The organism is Paenibacillus roseus (assembly GCF_016424485.1).
GTDB lineage: Bacteria > Bacillota > Bacilli > Paenibacillales > Paenibacillaceae > Paenibacillus_D > Paenibacillus_D roseus.
Map to the genome: position 1 here is coordinate 1 of NZ_JAELUP010000010.1, position 16,192 is coordinate 16,192.

A 16,192-nucleotide genomic window follows, 5' to 3' on the forward strand; every position below is an offset into this window, starting at 1 on the left:
CCGTCAATGTGATTGTCTCCTGTCCCATAGTGACATTATCTCAGAACAGTTATAGGGTGACATTATCACAGAACAACAACATAAGTTGTAAATTATAATTGACAAAAATCGGCGGGCATGATATATTACCTGAGTCGAATAATGAATTCGTCACAAGCAGAAGCACCCGCTTCTCACCTGCCCGGTCTTTGCCGGCTGGTACGCAATGAATCGATAACAAGGCATACATAGCCTTGCCAACGAGTAGTTATGGATGCGGGTCCGAGTGCGGTCCGCATTTTTTTGTTGCAGTTAGATATTGCGCGAGCTCCGCGCTGAACAAGAGATGCTTGATATTTGCCATGGAGGTGGAAGGTTATTAGCAGAGAACATCAAATCAATGACGAGATTCGTGCAAGAGAAGTGCGTTTGGTAGGCGCGGAAGGCGAGCAGATCGGCATTAAGCCGCTGCGCGAAGCGCTCCAGATGGCGATTGATCTGAATATGGACCTTGTCAATGTCGCTCCGACGGCCAAACCCCCGGTATGCCGGATTATGGATTATGGCAAATTTCGTTATGAGCAACAGAAGAAAGAAAAGGAAGCCCGCAAGAACCAGAAGATCGTGGATCTTAAGGAAGTATGGTTCCGTGCGAACATTGAAGAGCATGACTATCAGACCAAGCTGCGCAATGTGGTGAAGTTCCTGAATGAAGGCGACAAAGTGAAATGTTCCGTCCGTTTCCGCGGCCGTGAGATTACACACGCTTCGATTGGACAGCGTATCCTCGATCGTCTGGCCAAGGAAGTAGCCGAGATTTGCGTTCTGGAGCGCGCCCCAAAGCTTGAAGGACGCAGCATGATCATGATTCTCGCTCCGAAAACAAATAATTGATCCCAAGGAGGACCACTCACAATGCCTAAGATGAAAACTCATAGCAGTCTGAAAGACCGCTTCAAAATTACCGGCACTGGCAAAGTAAAACGTTACAAAGCTTACAAAAATCACTTGCTGTCCCATAAATCCGGACGTCAAAAACGCGTTCTGTCCGGGCAACCATTGCTGGCTGCCGGTGATGTTAGCCGCTTGAAGCAAGGTCTGGATCAACTGAGATAATTGAATGGCTAGGGCCATCTAAATAAGCATACCTACAGGAGGGTTTACCAATGGCAAGAGTTAAAGGCGGATTTGTCCGTACTCGTCGTCGTAAAAGAATTTTGAAGCTGGCGAAAGGCTACTTCGGTTCCAAGCATCGTTTATTTAAAACTGCAAAAGAGCAAGTTATGAAATCCTTGCTTTATGCTTACCGTGACCGCCGTCAACGGAAGCGCGACTTCCGCAAGCTGTGGATTACTCGTATCAACGCAGCTGCTCGTCAAAACGGCTTGTCCTACAGCAAATTCATGTACGGCCTGAAACTGGCTGGCGTGGAAGTTAACCGTAAAATTCTGGCTGACCTGGCAGTTAACGACATTAGCGCGTTCAACTCCCTGGCTGGCGTAGCAAAAGAAAAAATCAACGCTTAGGAATAAGCATGAACTTCCGCAGGCTTGTCGCGGAGTGATACAGCAATGTATCTCTCTATCGACAGGCCTGCGTTTTTTTCAAATAGGGCAAAGTCGTAACGGTTGCCATGCACATCTTCCCTGCTTTACGGACAAAGGTACAATCCCTTCCCTTTTTTGTGAATACCTTATCCTAAGCGCACACATCCTTGCCGTTTAGAGGCGGGAGGGTTATGTATCGCGAGAGGGTGCAAAATGGGAAAAGGAGGTTGCGTCTCATGCCAAAAGTATCACGGCAGGATGTGCAGAAGCTGATTGGCAAGCATGTGTATGCCATGAAGAAGGATGGTACTGTTGTAAGCGGGAAGCTTGTTCGCGTCCATAGCAGCCAGCTGTATTTGCAGCCGCGCGCAAAGGGGAAAAAGGTGTACACGAAAGCCATTCTCCCCCTTGTTTTGTTTGATCTTCTGGCTGTAGGAACGGCTCCATTTGCAAATGGCGGCGGCTATTCTTACGGCTATGGCTACGGCGGGTATCCGTACGGCGGTGGTTATGGCTTCGGGCCATATGGCGGTTTCTGGTAAGCGGCTGCTGCAAAACGTTCCAGGGGCAACGTTCTTGCATTCAGGTTGCTAATGCTTTAGTCAGTTCATAGCACTTCAGTTCTTTTATGAAGCGCTGTGTGGAATATCCCAGGCGGCCGTAGAATCGGCAGGCGCCCTCATTGCCTTTATCCACGTAAAGGATTGCCTTGCTGCAGCCGTGCAGACGACCGCTTGTTTCGGCCAGCTCCATCAGGTGTCTGCCGAGCTGTCTGCCCTGATAGCGGGAGTGTACGACCAGCATGTCGACGAACAGGACTTCCTTGTCATGCATCAAGTGGATAAAGGCAACAGGCGCCGAGCTGCGGGTTCTTGAGGCGACGAGTGTCAGCCCCTCCTGAAGACGCCGCGGGATCGCCCGGAGCAGCGGACCATCCAGACTATGGACCGTATGCGATTTGGGGATCAACTCCGTCTTGATAAGCTGCAATACAGCTTTCTTGTCGGAATTCCGGTAGGAGCGGATGATGGTCATACGAAGACGTCCTCCTCTTATGGCCCGGCAGATTCGGAAGCTGCGCTAAATGATGGTCTTCTATCGTATGCTGCAGAGTTGGGGAAGGTTAGCGAATACTTTTTTTCTTGCCTGGCTATCCTAGTCTTGACGAATGCATAATCAATGCATATAATAAGCTCTATAGCTTATACTTTTATCGGCAATGATGAGGACGAAGTGTTAAGGGCTCTTTTGCTCAGAGAGCGAATGGATTAGCTGCAACCATCGCCAAAACCCCTTTTCTACGAGCTCACCTCGGAGCTGTTTCCCTGAAAAGTCTGTTTTCACAGCCCTATTAGGGGGAATCGCAAGGCACGCGTTACTGTGCCAATGGTTCAAGAGACGTCTGCGCATGCGCCGTTTCTTGCCTGTTGAGGTCTGCATTGTGAAGTGCATGACAAATTTGGGTGGTACCACGGAAGATATACCTTTCGTCCCTCGAAACACATCATGAATGTGTTCAGGGATGAAAGGTTTTTTTATTTTTAAAAGTATAAGAATTTACGAACCCAAAGCCGGCGCAAACGGCGGCTTGGAGAGGAGGATGTACGATGAGCGCACAAAGTGCAACGCTAAAGTCAAAGCAGGAAATTATGGAAAAGCTGAGAAAGCAGGAAGTCATTACGGGCTCTGAAATGCTGCTTCGCAGCTTGGTTCTGGAGGGTGCGGATTGTGTGTTCGGCTACCCGGGCGGAGCTGTATTGTTTATCTATGACGCCATGCACGGCTTCTCGGACTTCAATCATTTGCTCACTCGTCATGAGCAGGGAGCTATCCATGCGGCTGACGGCTATGCGAGGGCAAGCGGGAAAGTCGGCGTATGTATTGCAACATCGGGACCAGGAGCGACCAACCTGGTCACAGGAATCGCAACCGCTTATATGGACTCTGTGCCGCTGGTCGTGATTACTGGGAATGTAGCCACCTCCTTTATCGGGACAGATGCATTCCAGGAGGCTGACATCACCGGTATTACGATGCCAATTACGAAGCACAGCTACCTGGTGCGCAACGTAGAAGATTTGCCGCGCATTATCCATGAAGCTTTCCATATTGCCAATACAGGCCGCAAAGGTCCGGTACTGATCGATATTCCGAAGGACGTATCCGCTCAGAAGGCGTTGTTCAAGCCCGTAACTGAGGTTAATATCCGCGGCTATAATCCGACCGTTCATCCGAACAAGCTACAGGTTGACAAATTGGTCAAGGCAATTACAGAGGCAGAGCGCCCTGTCATCCTGGCCGGCGGCGGGGTTGTCTACTCCGGCGCTCATGAGGAACTGCTTGAGTTCGTAACGAAGACGGATATTCCGGTTACAACAACCTTGCTCGGTCTTGGTGCTTATCCGAGCGCGAAGGAGCTGTGGATGGGCATGCCGGGCATGCACGGAACATACACAGCGAACAAAGCGATTCAGGCTTCCGACCTCCTGATCAACATCGGGGCGCGTTTCGATGACCGGGTGACCATGAAGCTGGACGGCTTTGCACCGAATGCGAAGATTGTTCATATTGATATCGATCCGGCCGAAATCGGCAAGAACGTGCCGACCGATATTCCGATTGTTGGAGATATCAAGTCGGTCCTGCAACTGGCTAACAAAGATGTCCGACGCGCAGACAAGGCAGACGCGTGGCGTCAGCAGATTCAGCAGATGAAACATGAATTCCCGCTTCGTTATCAGGATTCCAACGTAGAGCTCAAGCCGCAATGGGTTATTGAGATGATTCATGAGACGACCAAGGGCGATGCGATTGTAACGACTGACGTTGGCCAGCATCAGATGTGGGCAGCCCAGTATTACAAATTCAATAAACCGCGCTCCTGGGTAACATCCGGCGGGCTGGGAACAATGGGCTTTGGATTCCCTTCTGCCATCGGCGCGCAGATGGCCAATCCGGATCGTACAGTCGTTTCCATTAACGGGGACGGCGGAATGCAGATGTGTGCGCAGGAGCTTGCAATTTGCGCCATCAACAACATTCCGGTCAAGGTAGCCATTATTAACAATCAGGTGCTCGGCATGGTGCGTCAATGGCAGGAGATCATCTATGACAACCGTTACAGCCATATTGACCTTGCAGGCAGCCCGGATTTCGTGAAGCTTGCTGAAGCTTATGGGGTAAAAGGCTTCCGTGCTTCCAGCAAAGAAGAAGCGAAAGCGGTATGGGAGCAGGCGCTCCAGCATCCGGGACCGGTCGTCGTTGAATTCGTGGTCCGTAAAGGCGAGAATGTGTATCCGATGGTTACGCAGGGGAACACGATTGATTCAATGATATTGGGGGATGCAGAATGAAAAAGCATACGATCGCTGTTTTAGTCAATGACCAGCCAGGCGTTCTGCAGCGTGTATCCGGCTTGTTCGGACGCCGTGGCTTCAATATTGAGAGCATTACGGTAGGGACCTCGGAGGAACCGGGTCTCTCCCGTATGGTTATCGTAACGACTGGCGACGACAATTTGCTGGAGCAAATTACGAAGCAATTGTACAAGCTGATTGATGTAATCAAGGTTACCGATCTGAGCTCTAATCCGATGGTAGGCCGTGAGCTTGCGCTGATCAAGGTGAATGCGGAGCCTTCCGCTCGCCCGGAAATTCTCGGCGTTGTTGAGACATTTCGCGCAGCTGTAGTTGATATCGGGACGAGCAGCTTGATGGTGCAGGCTGTTGGCGACACCGACAAGATCGATGCCATCATTGAATTGCTCAAGCCGTATGGCATTCGTGAAATATCGCGTACAGGCGTTACGGCGCTCACTCGCGGCAATCGTTAATTTCTTATTTCTATCCCGTTCGCAGCACCTGTTTGAGCGGGTGCTTGAGGAATAAAATGGCCTGCGGCTGTTTGGTCTTCAAGCACCCGTTCAAAAGGGTTTAAATTAAAGGAGGCATTTATACAATGGCAGTTACTATGTTTTATGAAAAAGATGCAGACCAAAGCGTTCTGCAAGGCAAAACGATCGCAGTTATCGGTTACGGAAGCCAAGGACACGCGCAAGCGCAAAACCTGCGTGACAGCGGTCTGAAAGTTGTAATCGGTCTTCGCCCAGGTAAATCTGCTGAAAAAGCGAAAAACGACGGCTTTGAAGTGTTGACTGTTGCTGAAGCAACAAAAGTGGCTGACGTTGTACAAATTCTGATGCCAGACGAAACTCAAGCCAAAGTATATAATGAAGAAATCGCTCCAAACCTGAAAAAAGGCGCAGCGTTGCTGTTCTCCCACGGTTTCAACGTACATTTCGGACAGATCGTACCAAGCAGCGACACTGACGTATTGCTGGTAGCTCCTAAATCCCCGGGCCACATGGTTCGCCGTACGTATGTTGAAGGCTTTGGCGTGCCTGGACTGATTGCAATCGAGCAAGATGCAACAGGCAACGCGCAAGCTATCGGTCTTGCTTACGCAAAAGGTATCGGCTGTACGCGTGCAGGCGTTATCGAAACTTCCTTCCGTGAAGAGACTGAAACAGACCTGTTCGGTGAGCAAGCTGTTCTTTGCGGCGGTACTTCCGCACTGGTTAAAGCTGGTTTCGAAACGCTTGTTGAAGCTGGCTATGCTCCGGAAATGGCTTACTTCGAGTGCTTGCATGAGCTGAAACTGATCGTTGACCTGATGTATGAAGGCGGTCTGGCTTCCATGCGCGATTCCATCAGCAACACGGCTGAATTCGGCGACTATGTTACAGGTCCTCGCATTGTAACAGAAGAAACGAAGAAAGAAATGAAGCGCGTATTGGAAGATATCCAATCTGGACGTTTTGCTCGCGACTTCATCCTTGAGAACCAATCCAACCGGGCTACACTGACAGCTACTCGTCGTCGTGAAGCTGAGCATCCGATCGAGCAAGTGGGCAGCCAATTGCGCGAACTGATGCACTGGATCAAAAAATAATTTCCGTTTCCAGCGGAAAGAATTAAATAACGGTTTGTGATCAATCCCGGATCGTTGGCGGAACGAGCCGTCTGGTCTGCTTTCTTGGCAGGTGCAGGCGGTCTTCTGCTACCCGGGATGATTGTGTTTATAAAAAAGTGTTCCAGTTCTGGTTTGGAGGTGCGTGAAGCAGATGCGTAAAATTTATCTTTTTGATACGACACTGCGCGACGGGGAGCAATCGCCCGGTGTAAATTTGAACAAGCAGGAAAAGGTCGAGATTGCTCTTCAACTGGAGCGGCTCGGCATTGACCGAATTGAAGCCGGATTTCCAGCTGCCTCTCCGGGTGATCTGGAAGGCGTGGCAGCTGTAGCCAAGGCGGTCAAGAACGCCTCCATCATCGGCTTGTCCCGTTCCCGTGAGCAAGACATTGATGCTGTGCGCGAAGCGCTCAAGGATGCGCAAGACCCGTGCTTGCACTTGTTCTTGGCGACCTCGCCGATTCACCGCAAGCATAAGCTGCGGATGGAGAAGGAGCAGGTGCTGGAGACAGCGGAGCGGGCAATCCGCTACGCAAAGCAGTATTTTAGCAAAATTGAATTTTCCCCCGAGGATGCAGGCCGCACAGAGCTGGATTTCCTCTGTCAGGTAACCGAGATGGCGATCAAAGCAGGGGCAACAGTTGTTAATATTCCAGACACGGTCGGGTATATGAATCCTGCAGAGTACGGGAATATTTTCAAGACGCTGAAAGAACAGGTTCCGGGCATTGAGAACATTCAGCTTAGCGCCCATTGTCATGATGATCTGGGAATGGCGACAGCCAATGCCCTGTCCGCAATTTTGAACGGCGCAGATCAGATCGAAGGGACAATCAACGGGATCGGCGAGCGTGCAGGTAATACGGCGCTGGAAGAAATCGCTTTGGCTCTGGCTACGAGACCAGACTACTTCCAGGCGAACACAACGCTCAATCTGAAGGAAATTGCCAGAACAAGCCGTCTGGTCAGCAAGCTGACCGGCATGGTTGTGCCGGGCAATAAAGCCATTGTGGGCGCTAATGCCTTCGCGCATGAATCCGGTATCCACCAGGACGGCATGCTGAAGGAAAAGACGACCTATGAGATTATTTCTCCGGAAACGATCGGCTTGAAAGAGTCCAAGCTGGTGCTCGGCAAGCATTCCGGCCGCCATGCGTTCCGCGAGAAACTGATTGATATGGGCTATGAATTGGATGATGAGGCCGTGAATACGGCATTCGCCAAGTTCAAGGAGCTGGCGGACAAGAAGAAGCAGGTAACCGATGAGGACATCCGCGCCATGTTGGAGGAGAAGCTTTACGAGACGCCGGTTGTATATAAGCTGGAGGCCATCCAGGTTAATTACAGCAATGAGGCTGTGCCAAGCGCGATTGTGCGCATCGGTGCTGAGACTGGTGTACTGGAGCAGCAAGCAGAAGGGAACGGATCGGTCGATGCGATCTACAATGCGATTGATCAGGCAACCAAGGAGAGCGTCGAGCTGGAGGATTACTCCATCAAATCCGTATCCCAAGGCAAGGATGCCCAGGGCGAGGTGCATGTCGTGCTGAAGCAGGGTGACTACTCTGCCCAGGGCCGCGGTCTGAGCACCGATATTCTGGAGGCAAGCGCACGCGCTTACGTGGATGCCCTTAACCGTCTCATTGACAAGCGCAACGCCGGGCCGGGACGTCGCGATAACATGAGCCTGGTATAGCCTTTTAGTATAAGCAAAAGGTTACAGTGGTAGCTGTTATAGCCGCTTGCGGAATAGGAATCAGAGCCGTCTCCTTCACCCTATGCAGGAGGCGGTTTTTCAACAGGCTAGCTGGAGTTGATGTTTCAGCTTCCGAAGTCTATAACTCTTATAAGCTTAGCCTATAAAAAATATAGATTTTATATCTTTGTCATATACGGCGATTTGTGTTACAAATGAAGTTAAGTGTTTAATAGGATCATACATTGAAGGAGTTGTCTTTGATCATGGCAGACGTTAAAAAAATCGCCGTCATCGCAGGGGACGGAATCGGTCCTGAGGTTGTGGCCGAAGCGATTAAAGTAATGAAAAAAACCGAGGAGCTGTTCGGACTGAGCTTTGAATTCGAGCACGGCTTGTTCGGCGGTATTGCAATCGATGAGGAAGGAACTCCGCTACCGCAGGCAACACTGGATATTTGCCAACGCGCTGACGCTGTTCTGCTTGGAGCAGTAGGCGGTCCTAAATGGGACAACAATTCGAAGGAGTTGCGTCCTGAGACCGGCTTGCTCGGTATCCGCAAAGCGCTGGGCTTGTTCTCCAACATTCGCCCTGCGAATGTGTTCGACTGCTTGAAGGAAGCTTCCACATTGAAGCCGGAAGTTCTCGAGGGTACGGATCTGATCGTCGTGCGTGAGCTGACAGGCGGCATCTACTTCGGTGAGAAGTTCCGTCGTGAAGGCGCTAACGGGGAAGAAGCGGTGGATACTTGCGTATACAATGTAGCCGAGGTAGAGCGCATTGTGCGTCAAGCATTCGAAATCGCGCAAAAACGCAGCAAGCGTCTCGCTTCTGTAGACAAAGCGAACGTGCTGGAAACCTCCCGCCTGTGGCGTGAAGTTGTGAACCGGATTGCGCCGGAGTATCCGGATGTAGAACTGGAGCATGTACTGGTTGACAACTGCGCCATGCAGCTGCTCCGTCGTCCTTCCAGCTTCGATGTTATCGTGACCGAGAATATGTTCGGTGACATCCTGAGCGATGAGGCTGCTATGCTGACCGGATCGATCGGTATGCTGTCCTCCGCATCTTTGGGCGAAGGCAGCTTTGGCTTGTACGAGCCGGTACACGGTTCTGCGCCTGACATTGCAGGCCAAGGCATCTCCAACCCGATTGCAACGATTCTGTCCGTTGCCCTGATGTACCGTCTGACATTCGGTTATGATGAAGCAGCTCAAGCGATTGAAGATGCTGTCAAGGAAGTTCTGGATGCTGGCCACCGCACGGGCGATATCGCGGTAGACAAGAGCAAAGCGATCGGCACAGTAGCTATGGGCGATCTGATCGTCTCTGCACTGAAAAAAGCTTAATACTAACAGCTATTGACCGGCCAGTACGGAGTGTTTCAAACGGTGGACAAGCGCCGGACATTGCGTCAAGAGACTGGATCGGATCTGCCTTTTTTACCCGAATGAACCGCTGTCAGGCGGTTCATTCCCGGTTCTAAGGGTTAACATTTACACTCTAATTGATATTTATAATTATTATAAAGAAATAAATACTTTAATATTGACTTTATTGTTATGAAATGATACGATTTTATTCGAAGGTTGCCCAAGCCAGGGCGGCAAATTATACTTTTATTCAGAACGCTGAAGCGTCAAGGAGGGTATTTAATCATGGCAGAACGTTTGGTAGGCAAGCAGGCTCCTGATTTTAATTTGGAGACGGCTCTTGGCAATGGTGAAGACTTTGGAACAGCATCTTTGTCTGATTACAAAGGCAAATGGCTGGTTCTGTTTTTCTATCCTTTGGACTTCACGTTTGTATGCCCAACAGAAATTACAGCTCTTAGCACTGCATCTGAACAATTCAGCAAATTGAATACAGAAGTGCTGGGCGTTAGCGTAGACAGCAAGCATAGCCACCGCGCTTGGATTAATACATCTGTAAGCGAGAATGGCCTCGGTAAACTGAACTTCCCGCTGGCTGCTGACTTGACTAAGAGCGTTGCGCGCGACTACGGCGTGCTGATCGAAGAAGAAGGTATTGCGCTTCGCGGTCTGTTCATTATCGATCCGGAAGGCGAGCTGAAATATCAAGTTGTTAACCACAATGACGTAGGCCGCAGTGTTGAAGAGACACTTCGTGTACTGCAAGCATTGCAATCCGGGGGTCTGTGCCCAATCAACTGGAAACCAGGCGACCAGCATCTGGTAAGCAAGTAATCAATTTATTTGAATGACGGCTATGTCTTTTGAGGCATAGCCGTTTTGCATACATACGGCGATGTTGCTGGCATAAAATGCGGACATGTATTCGTGTTCGGCGTCACTTCAGCAAAAGCAGGAATCAGCAGGGACCGAAGCGAATAAGGTTACTTAAGCATTCATTTTCATTATGAGTCGGCTGATCATCAGGGCTTGCCCTGGCGTAGGGGTCGCACTGCAGGAGGGATTGAAATGAGCTTTTGTTGTGGCGCGAGCATGATTGGAACCAAGGGAACGCTGAAGCATTACCGTACCCATATTCACAATGTGCCGATCTTGTTTTGTCCGGTATGCCACCGTGTAGATGTCCATTATCTGATTGAAAATGAATATGAAATACTGGCGGAATATGCTCATGGAGATGGCGCTTCCGAGGTCGATTTTCATGATTATGTCGACAAGGAAGGCATTTTGCTGCTTGAGAATTGTGTGAATCATGAGGAAGAAGAACCGATGGAAGTGGCCCACAACCAGATTGATATGGCGCTTGATTTGCTCAGCTTCGCCAAGCAGATCGGAGATGAAGAATGGCAAAAACAGCTCAAGCGCAGGCTTGGGGTGCTGAACCAAAGGCGCAATAAATTAAGACGGCGCAGTATATCAGAAGGGTATTGCTAAAATGACGACGCTTCCTGTTGAAGGGGGCGTTTTTTTCTTGTTTTGGGGTATTTATTCGACATTATCTCTCATTGACACTGTCAGCCTAATATATCTAGAATTGAATTAATCCCGGATTATCGGGGGCTTTATGGCAATGAAAAAATAAAGTCGTATTGTCGGTCAAGTTGGAAAGTTGAAGGTCGGGCGGAGCTAATATTTAGAATACCGATGACGTGCAAGTTCAGTCGTGTTGTACTTGCCGCCGGGGAGGGAATATGATGCAGACGATACGAAAACGTTATTTCCCGGCGCTTGCGGAATATGTTCGCAGCGGAAGCGATGTCTCATTATTTCAGGCAACTGAGATTGGCAAGCTATTAAACGGAATACACCCAGAGGAAATCATCGAGATCCATGAAGAGACGATTCAGCTGTTAGCTGCAAATATGGAGTCCGAAGAAGCGCTCAAACTTTATAACCGTTCTTTTGTTTTTTTGACGGAGCTCATGGTAGCCTATCGGTTTCGGGTACAGCCTGGGGACTCCACCGAATTCAGTATGATGAAAGAACTGCTCTATAATTCCAATCGTTCGACCGAGCATGTCAAAAACAAGTATGAGAATGTCCTGCAGCATATGGATAGCGGTATTGCAATTTTCGATAGCGAGGGTATTCTATCGTTTGTGAATTTGCAAATGGCCAAGCTGATGGAGGTCCCCCGAAAGACGTTGTTAGGTTGCGATATTCTAGGCATCGCAACGCATCCCCAATTAAAGCCTTCCACCAAGAAAATGATTATTCAACTCTTCAAGGAAATAATGCGTCGTCGGCTTCGCTACTATGAAATGCAGGATGCAGGTGGTCGCCATCTGCTCATCACAGTTACTTATGGCGACCAGTTGGATGGCGATTATCTGGTAAGTATCAAGGATGTATCGGAATATAAGCAAATTGAACAGACTGCTTACCAGAATGACAAGCTCGCCATGCTTGGGAAAATAGCAGCGGCGATTGCACACGAAATCCGCAATCCGTTGACCTCAATTCGAGGCTTTATCCAGTTGTTGCGACCGCATTTGATGCAGCTCGGAAAAGAAGAGTATGCCCGGATCATCTTGACGGAGATTGATCGTGCCAATGAAATCATTCATGAATTTCTTAATTCTTCGAAGCCGACTGCGCCTATGAAGCAGCGTGTTTCAGTTGCATCCTTGATGAAGGAAGTTGTTCTTCTTTCGGAGAGCGAGGCGCTCATGAAGGGCTGTTTGTTGAATTTTGAAGGGTCTGAGGAACGTCTGGAAGTCTCGATTGATGTTAAGCAAGTGAAGCAGGTGATGCTTAATATTTTGCGTAATGCGCTGGATGCGATTTCAGAACGGGGCTCGGAGCAAAAGGAGCAGCAGGGGCGAATAGATCTCATTGTTCATCAGGAACATAAAAGCGCAGTGATTACCATTAAGGATAACGGAAAAGGGATGGACCGCAATACGATGACCCGGCTGTTCGACCCGTTCTTCACGACCAAGGCTGACGGCACAGGTCTTGGCCTGTCTGTCAGTTACCGCATAATAAAGAATCATGGCGGGTTCATTAAACTGAACAGTGAGATTGGAGAAGGGACAGAATTCAATATCTATTTGCCATCCTTGCCGTAAACAATTAGAATCGGGTAAGGACTTTGATTTACGGCTAAAGCCTCTTCTCAAGGCTTGTGCCGGACATAAGGAGATGGATAAGGTGACAACAGCATTTACATATTCCGTATCACAAGGAGGCTTGGCTGTGGCGGCAGATTTGATCGTTGTATTGGTAACACCGGCAGATTTGAAGCGCGAGCCGCAAGCAGAAGAAACAACTACGCTCGTTCATCCGGCGGTTGATCAGGCGCTAAGAGACAGCTATGAGCGTTCTTTATTCGCGGCCAAGCCGCAGGAGGTTCAGCTCATTCCGACTCTGGGCAATTTACCTGCGCCATATGTTGCTTTTATCGGTTTTGAGGATGGGTCTGTATCCCCGACCGCTCTGCGCGAAGCGGCTGCGGCTGCGGCCAAAGCGGCTGCGCGGCTCAAGGCTGCCAAGGTTCAGATCCGCGTCCGACAGGATATCGTGGACGGACCAGGCTGTCTGGAGCCACAACAGGCCGCTCAAGTGTTCACCGAAGGCTTCCTGCTTGGACAGCATCGCCGCAAGACGGCCAAACAAGATGCCAAGGCTCCTTTTGTGACGGAGTCGGTGGAATGGGTGCTGCCTTCAACAGATGCTGAGGATATAAGCGGCAAGTGGGAGCGCGGGATTCAGCGCGGCAAAATCTTTGCGGAAGGAACGATTTTTGCCCGCAACTTGACCAACCTGCCGGGCAATCAACTGACGCCGGAAGGACTTGCCGAGGAAGCGGAGCGACTAGCCGAACGTCTGGAACTGGAGATTGAGGTGCTTGACGAATGGTCTGCCGCAGAGCAGGGCATGGGCGGATTGCTGGCGATCGGTCAGGGCAGCATCAATCCTCCACGAATGATTATTATCCATTACAAGGGCAACCCGCAGAGTGATGAGACCTGGGGACTCGTTGGTAAGGGCATTACATTCGATACAGGTGGAATTTCATTGAAGAAGGCTGAGGGCATGGAGGAGATGATCTCCGACATGGGCGGCGCTGCGGCGGTGCTTGGCGCCTTGCAAATTATCGGAGAGTTGAAGCCGTCAATCAACGTGATCGCCGTTATTCCATCGGCAGAGAATATGCCTTCCGACCGTGCGGTGAAGCCGGGAGATGTAATTACGACTATGAGCGGGCGCACGATCGAGATTATTAATACGGATGCGGAAGGCAGGGTGGTGCTGGCAGACGGCTTGACTGCTGCGATCAAGCGCGGTGCCACCAAGCTGATTGATGTGGCTACCTTGACTGGGGCCGTAATGGTTGCGCTGGGTGATGTAGCTACAGGTGCAGTCACCAACGATGAATCGCTTGCGCAGCAGGTCATCGAGGCCGGTCATCGTGCCGGAGAACGGATCTGGCCGTTGCCGAACTATCCGGAGTATAAGAAGCAGTTGCACAGCGATGTTGCTGATTTGAAAAATATTGGCGGGAAACTGGCGGGAACAATTACCGGAGGCTTGTTCATTGGTACCTTCGCAGAGGAGAAGCCTTGGGTTCATTTGGATATTGGAGGCACAGCCTGGCTGGAGAAGGAGCGTGGCGTAACCACCAAGGGAGCGACAGGCGTCATGGTGCGTACGCTGGCGGAACTCTTGGTCTAAGCCATACACCGAGAATGGGACCGGGCAACGGTCCCGTCTCTTTTCAAACAACTTTTATTCGTCAGAAGGATAGCAAGGCCGTTTACGCTTGATGACCCATGTGGGTACAGAAAGTGGGATGAAGATGAATCTACAGGACGCGTCGAGCGGTTACATAGGTTTTATCCCAAGCGCTGCCCTTGAATTTGGAGATCGTTACGCCGATACCTTTGCGGTACGTATGTAGTAACTGGCCATTCCCCATATAGATAGATACATGGTTGATTTTGCCGTCTCGATTCGTATCGGAGAAAACCAAATCACCAGCTTTTAAATTGCTTTTGGATACGAATTTGCCTGATTTGGACTGATTTACAGATGAGCGGGGAATGTTGACGCCGACTTGCTTGTACACAAATTGGGTGAAGGATGAACAATCAAAAGATTTAGTGTTTCCGGTTTTGGCTCCGAATACGTAAGGGGTGCCCAAATATTTTTTGCCAATTGAAATGACACGGCTGGCTTGGGATGAACTGGAAGCAGCAGCGGCTTCCACCTGTTTAGGAGAGATAACCGTACTTCCCGAGAAAGCAATTGCGATACTCAAAGTTACACTTGCAATCATTTTTCCTGCTCTTCTTCTCTTAGTTGTGTGAGTCATGATGTCCTCCCGTTTGCAGTAATTTTGAATCAGGCTTGTTTACCTAAATTAACCTTACCACAAATAAATAAGGCACCATTTACCAATGATAAGGAAACCCTTTTATTTCTAAGGTTAAATCGCGATTAATTAGAAATACATGAGAAAATATTAAACATTACCCTATTGACAGCGGTCTTTTAATAAATCATCTCTTAAAAGATGTCTTTGTTCACTTTTTGAAAAGATGCCGGCTATCGTTTACGCCAATGTATTCTTTCGGTATAATCAAGGAATGCACGTTGGCGCTATTGAATTGGAAGAGAATGTTTAGGAGGAAGGACAATCATGCGTATTGGCGCGGTTGAAGCCGGCGGAACAAAATTTGTATGCGGTATTGGCGATGAAAACGGAGCAGTAGAGGACCGAATCAGTTTCCCTACCGAGCAGCCGGAGAAAACGCTACAACAAGTTATCGATTATTTTCAGGGTAAGCAAGTAGAAGCAATCGGGGTGGGCACGTTCGGACCGATCAACATTGATCCGTCGAGTCCGGAATACGGTTTTGTCACGACTACACCTAAGCCGGGCTGGTCAGGCTATGATTTTCTCGGCACGCTGAAGAAGGCATTCCAGGTCCCGTTTGGCTGGGATACGGATGTGAATGCCGCCGCATTTGGCGAAGCGACATGGGGCGCTGCCAAAGGCCTGGACAGTTGTGTCTATTATACAATTGGAACAGGTGTAGGCATGGGGGTTTATTCGGAAGGCAAGCTGGTTCACGGACTGATTCATCCTGAGGGTGGTCATGTGCCTGTTCGCCGTCATCCCGAGGATACATATGAAGGTTTTTGTCCATATCACGGAGACTGCCTGGAGGGAGTAGCTGCAGGACCGGCCTTGGAGAAGCGCTGGAATGTGAAGGGCAGCGAATTGGCAGCCGACCATCCGGCATGGCCGATGGAGGCTTTCTATATTGGACAGGCTGTTACCTCGGCGATTCTGATGCTGTCACCTAAGAAGGTGATTTTGGGTGGGGGCGTGATGCACCAGCTTCAGCTGTTCCCAATGATCCGGGAAGAGGTGCGCCGCAATCTGAATGGTTATGTCAGCCATCCAGCTGTCCAAGATGAGATTGACAGTTACATCGTGCCTCCGGGTCTTGGCGATAATGCCGGCTTGTGCGGGTCGCTCGCGCTTGGTCTGGCAGCGTACAGGAAAGAGCACGCTTAAACATGCATAAAAAAAGTTGGACGGAAACCAGTTTCCG

General features: G+C 49.8%; 16 protein-coding genes and 1 other annotated feature. Of the genes, 14 read left to right on the forward strand and 2 right to left on the reverse strand.

Annotated elements, in window-relative coordinates; translation table 11 throughout:
• Positions 1-148 precede the first annotated feature (148 nt).
• Positions 149-290, forward strand: a sequence feature (ribosomal protein L20 leader region).
• 46 nt (positions 291-336) lie between these two features.
• From infC to JFN88_RS04165, 4 genes are all read left to right on the forward strand, one after another.
• A complete protein-coding gene (gene infC, locus JFN88_RS04150) occupies positions 337-873 on the forward strand; it encodes a translation initiation factor IF-3 (RefSeq protein ID WP_233167394.1) in 537 nt (178 codons plus the stop codon).
• 21 nt (positions 874-894) lie between these two features.
• The gene (rpmI, locus tag JFN88_RS04155; RefSeq protein ID WP_199018071.1) at positions 895-1,095 is read left to right on the forward strand and encodes a 50S ribosomal protein L35; all 201 of its coding nucleotides are present in this window, start codon (positions 895-897) and stop codon (positions 1,093-1,095) included.
• A gap of 50 nt (positions 1,096-1,145) precedes the next feature.
• Positions 1,146-1,505, forward strand: coding sequence for a 50S ribosomal protein L20 (rplT, locus tag JFN88_RS04160; protein WP_199018072.1), 360 nt, complete (start codon positions 1,146-1,148; stop codon positions 1,503-1,505).
• A gap of 257 nt (positions 1,506-1,762) precedes the next feature.
• Positions 1,763-2,068 (forward strand): 50S ribosomal protein L33, encoded by a 306-nt coding sequence (locus JFN88_RS04165; RefSeq protein WP_199018073.1) that lies wholly within the window; start codon positions 1,763-1,765, stop codon positions 2,066-2,068.
• A 40-nt stretch (positions 2,069-2,108) separates the two neighbouring features.
• Here JFN88_RS04165 and JFN88_RS04170 read toward each other — a convergent pair whose 3' ends face one another.
• Positions 2,109-2,561 carry a GNAT family N-acetyltransferase gene (locus JFN88_RS04170; RefSeq protein WP_199018074.1) on the reverse strand — a complete coding sequence of 151 codons (453 nt, stop codon included), beginning with the start codon at positions 2,559-2,561 and terminating at the stop codon, positions 2,109-2,111.
• Between the two features lie 572 nt (positions 2,562-3,133).
• On the opposite strand from JFN88_RS04170, the gene ilvB reads away from it, so the two are divergent.
• From ilvB to JFN88_RS04215, 9 genes are all read left to right on the forward strand, one after another.
• Complete coding sequence (ilvB, locus tag JFN88_RS04175) at positions 3,134-4,879, forward strand: biosynthetic-type acetolactate synthase large subunit (RefSeq protein WP_199018075.1); 1,746 nt, start codon at positions 3,134-3,136, stop codon at positions 4,877-4,879.
• Positions 4,876-5,358, forward strand: coding sequence for an acetolactate synthase small subunit (gene ilvN, locus JFN88_RS04180; protein ID WP_199018076.1), 483 nt, complete (start codon positions 4,876-4,878; stop codon positions 5,356-5,358). The genes ilvB and ilvN overlap by 4 nt, the downstream gene beginning before the upstream one ends.
• A gap of 125 nt (positions 5,359-5,483) precedes the next feature.
• Positions 5,484-6,476 carry a ketol-acid reductoisomerase gene (ilvC, locus tag JFN88_RS04185; protein WP_199018077.1) on the forward strand — a complete coding sequence of 331 codons (993 nt, stop codon included), beginning with the start codon at positions 5,484-5,486 and terminating at the stop codon, positions 6,474-6,476.
• A 172-nt stretch (positions 6,477-6,648) separates the two neighbouring features.
• On the forward strand, positions 6,649-8,193 hold the full coding sequence (locus tag JFN88_RS04190; protein ID WP_199018078.1) for a 2-isopropylmalate synthase: 1,545 nt from the start codon (positions 6,649-6,651) through the stop codon (positions 8,191-8,193).
• Between the two features lie 266 nt (positions 8,194-8,459).
• Positions 8,460-9,542, forward strand: a complete 1,083-nt coding sequence (gene leuB / locus JFN88_RS04195) for a 3-isopropylmalate dehydrogenase (protein WP_199018079.1) — start codon at positions 8,460-8,462, stop codon at positions 9,540-9,542.
• Positions 9,543-9,851: 309 nt separating this feature from the next.
• On the forward strand, positions 9,852-10,400 hold the full coding sequence (locus tag JFN88_RS04200; RefSeq protein WP_199018080.1) for a peroxiredoxin: 549 nt from the start codon (positions 9,852-9,854) through the stop codon (positions 10,398-10,400).
• A gap of 234 nt (positions 10,401-10,634) precedes the next feature.
• Positions 10,635-11,060, forward strand: coding sequence for a hypothetical protein (locus JFN88_RS04205; RefSeq protein ID WP_199018081.1), 426 nt, complete (start codon positions 10,635-10,637; stop codon positions 11,058-11,060).
• 260 nt (positions 11,061-11,320) lie between these two features.
• Complete coding sequence (locus tag JFN88_RS04210; RefSeq protein ID WP_199018082.1) at positions 11,321-12,697, forward strand: ATP-binding protein; 1,377 nt, start codon at positions 11,321-11,323, stop codon at positions 12,695-12,697.
• 82 nt (positions 12,698-12,779) lie between these two features.
• Positions 12,780-14,303 carry a leucyl aminopeptidase gene (locus tag JFN88_RS04215; protein WP_332908433.1) on the forward strand — a complete coding sequence of 508 codons (1,524 nt, stop codon included), beginning with the start codon at positions 12,780-12,782 and terminating at the stop codon, positions 14,301-14,303.
• A 130-nt stretch (positions 14,304-14,433) separates the two neighbouring features.
• Here the strand turns inward: JFN88_RS04215 and JFN88_RS04220 are convergent, their stop codons facing one another.
• A complete protein-coding gene (locus tag JFN88_RS04220) occupies positions 14,434-14,943 on the reverse strand; it encodes a C40 family peptidase (protein WP_199018084.1) in 510 nt (169 codons plus the stop codon).
• 327 nt (positions 14,944-15,270) lie between these two features.
• Here JFN88_RS04220 and JFN88_RS04225 point away from each other — a divergent pair, with 327 nt between their 5' ends.
• Positions 15,271-16,155, forward strand: coding sequence for an ROK family protein (locus JFN88_RS04225; RefSeq protein WP_199018085.1), 885 nt, complete (start codon positions 15,271-15,273; stop codon positions 16,153-16,155).
• Positions 16,156-16,192: the final 37 nt, after the last annotated feature.

Excerpts from the sequence above, each read along its gene's own strand:
- rpmI (WP_199018071.1), top strand. The coding sequence starts at position 895 with ATGCCTAAGATGAAAACTCATAGCAGTCTGAAAGACCGCTTCAAAATT.
- rplT (WP_199018072.1), top strand. The coding sequence starts at position 1,146 with ATGGCAAGAGTTAAAGGCGGATTTGTCCGTACTCGTCGTCGTAAAAGA.
- JFN88_RS04165 (WP_199018073.1), top strand. The coding sequence starts at position 1,763 with ATGCCAAAAGTATCACGGCAGGATGTGCAGAAGCTGATTGGCAAGCAT.
- JFN88_RS04170 (WP_199018074.1), bottom strand. The coding sequence starts at position 2,561 with ATGACCATCATCCGCTCCTACCGGAATTCCGACAAGAAAGCTGTATTG.
- ilvB (WP_199018075.1), top strand. The coding sequence starts at position 3,134 with ATGAGCGCACAAAGTGCAACGCTAAAGTCAAAGCAGGAAATTATGGAA.
- ilvN (WP_199018076.1), top strand. The coding sequence starts at position 4,876 with ATGAAAAAGCATACGATCGCTGTTTTAGTCAATGACCAGCCAGGCGTT.
- ilvC (WP_199018077.1), top strand. The coding sequence starts at position 5,484 with ATGGCAGTTACTATGTTTTATGAAAAAGATGCAGACCAAAGCGTTCTG.
- JFN88_RS04190 (WP_199018078.1), top strand. The coding sequence starts at position 6,649 with ATGCGTAAAATTTATCTTTTTGATACGACACTGCGCGACGGGGAGCAA.
- leuB (WP_199018079.1), top strand. The coding sequence starts at position 8,460 with ATGGCAGACGTTAAAAAAATCGCCGTCATCGCAGGGGACGGAATCGGT.
- JFN88_RS04200 (WP_199018080.1), top strand. The coding sequence starts at position 9,852 with ATGGCAGAACGTTTGGTAGGCAAGCAGGCTCCTGATTTTAATTTGGAG.
- JFN88_RS04205 (WP_199018081.1), top strand. The coding sequence starts at position 10,635 with ATGAGCTTTTGTTGTGGCGCGAGCATGATTGGAACCAAGGGAACGCTG.
- JFN88_RS04210 (WP_199018082.1), top strand. The coding sequence starts at position 11,321 with ATGCAGACGATACGAAAACGTTATTTCCCGGCGCTTGCGGAATATGTT.
- JFN88_RS04220 (WP_199018084.1), bottom strand. The coding sequence starts at position 14,943 with ATGACTCACACAACTAAGAGAAGAAGAGCAGGAAAAATGATTGCAAGT.
- JFN88_RS04225 (WP_199018085.1), top strand. The coding sequence starts at position 15,271 with ATGCGTATTGGCGCGGTTGAAGCCGGCGGAACAAAATTTGTATGCGGT.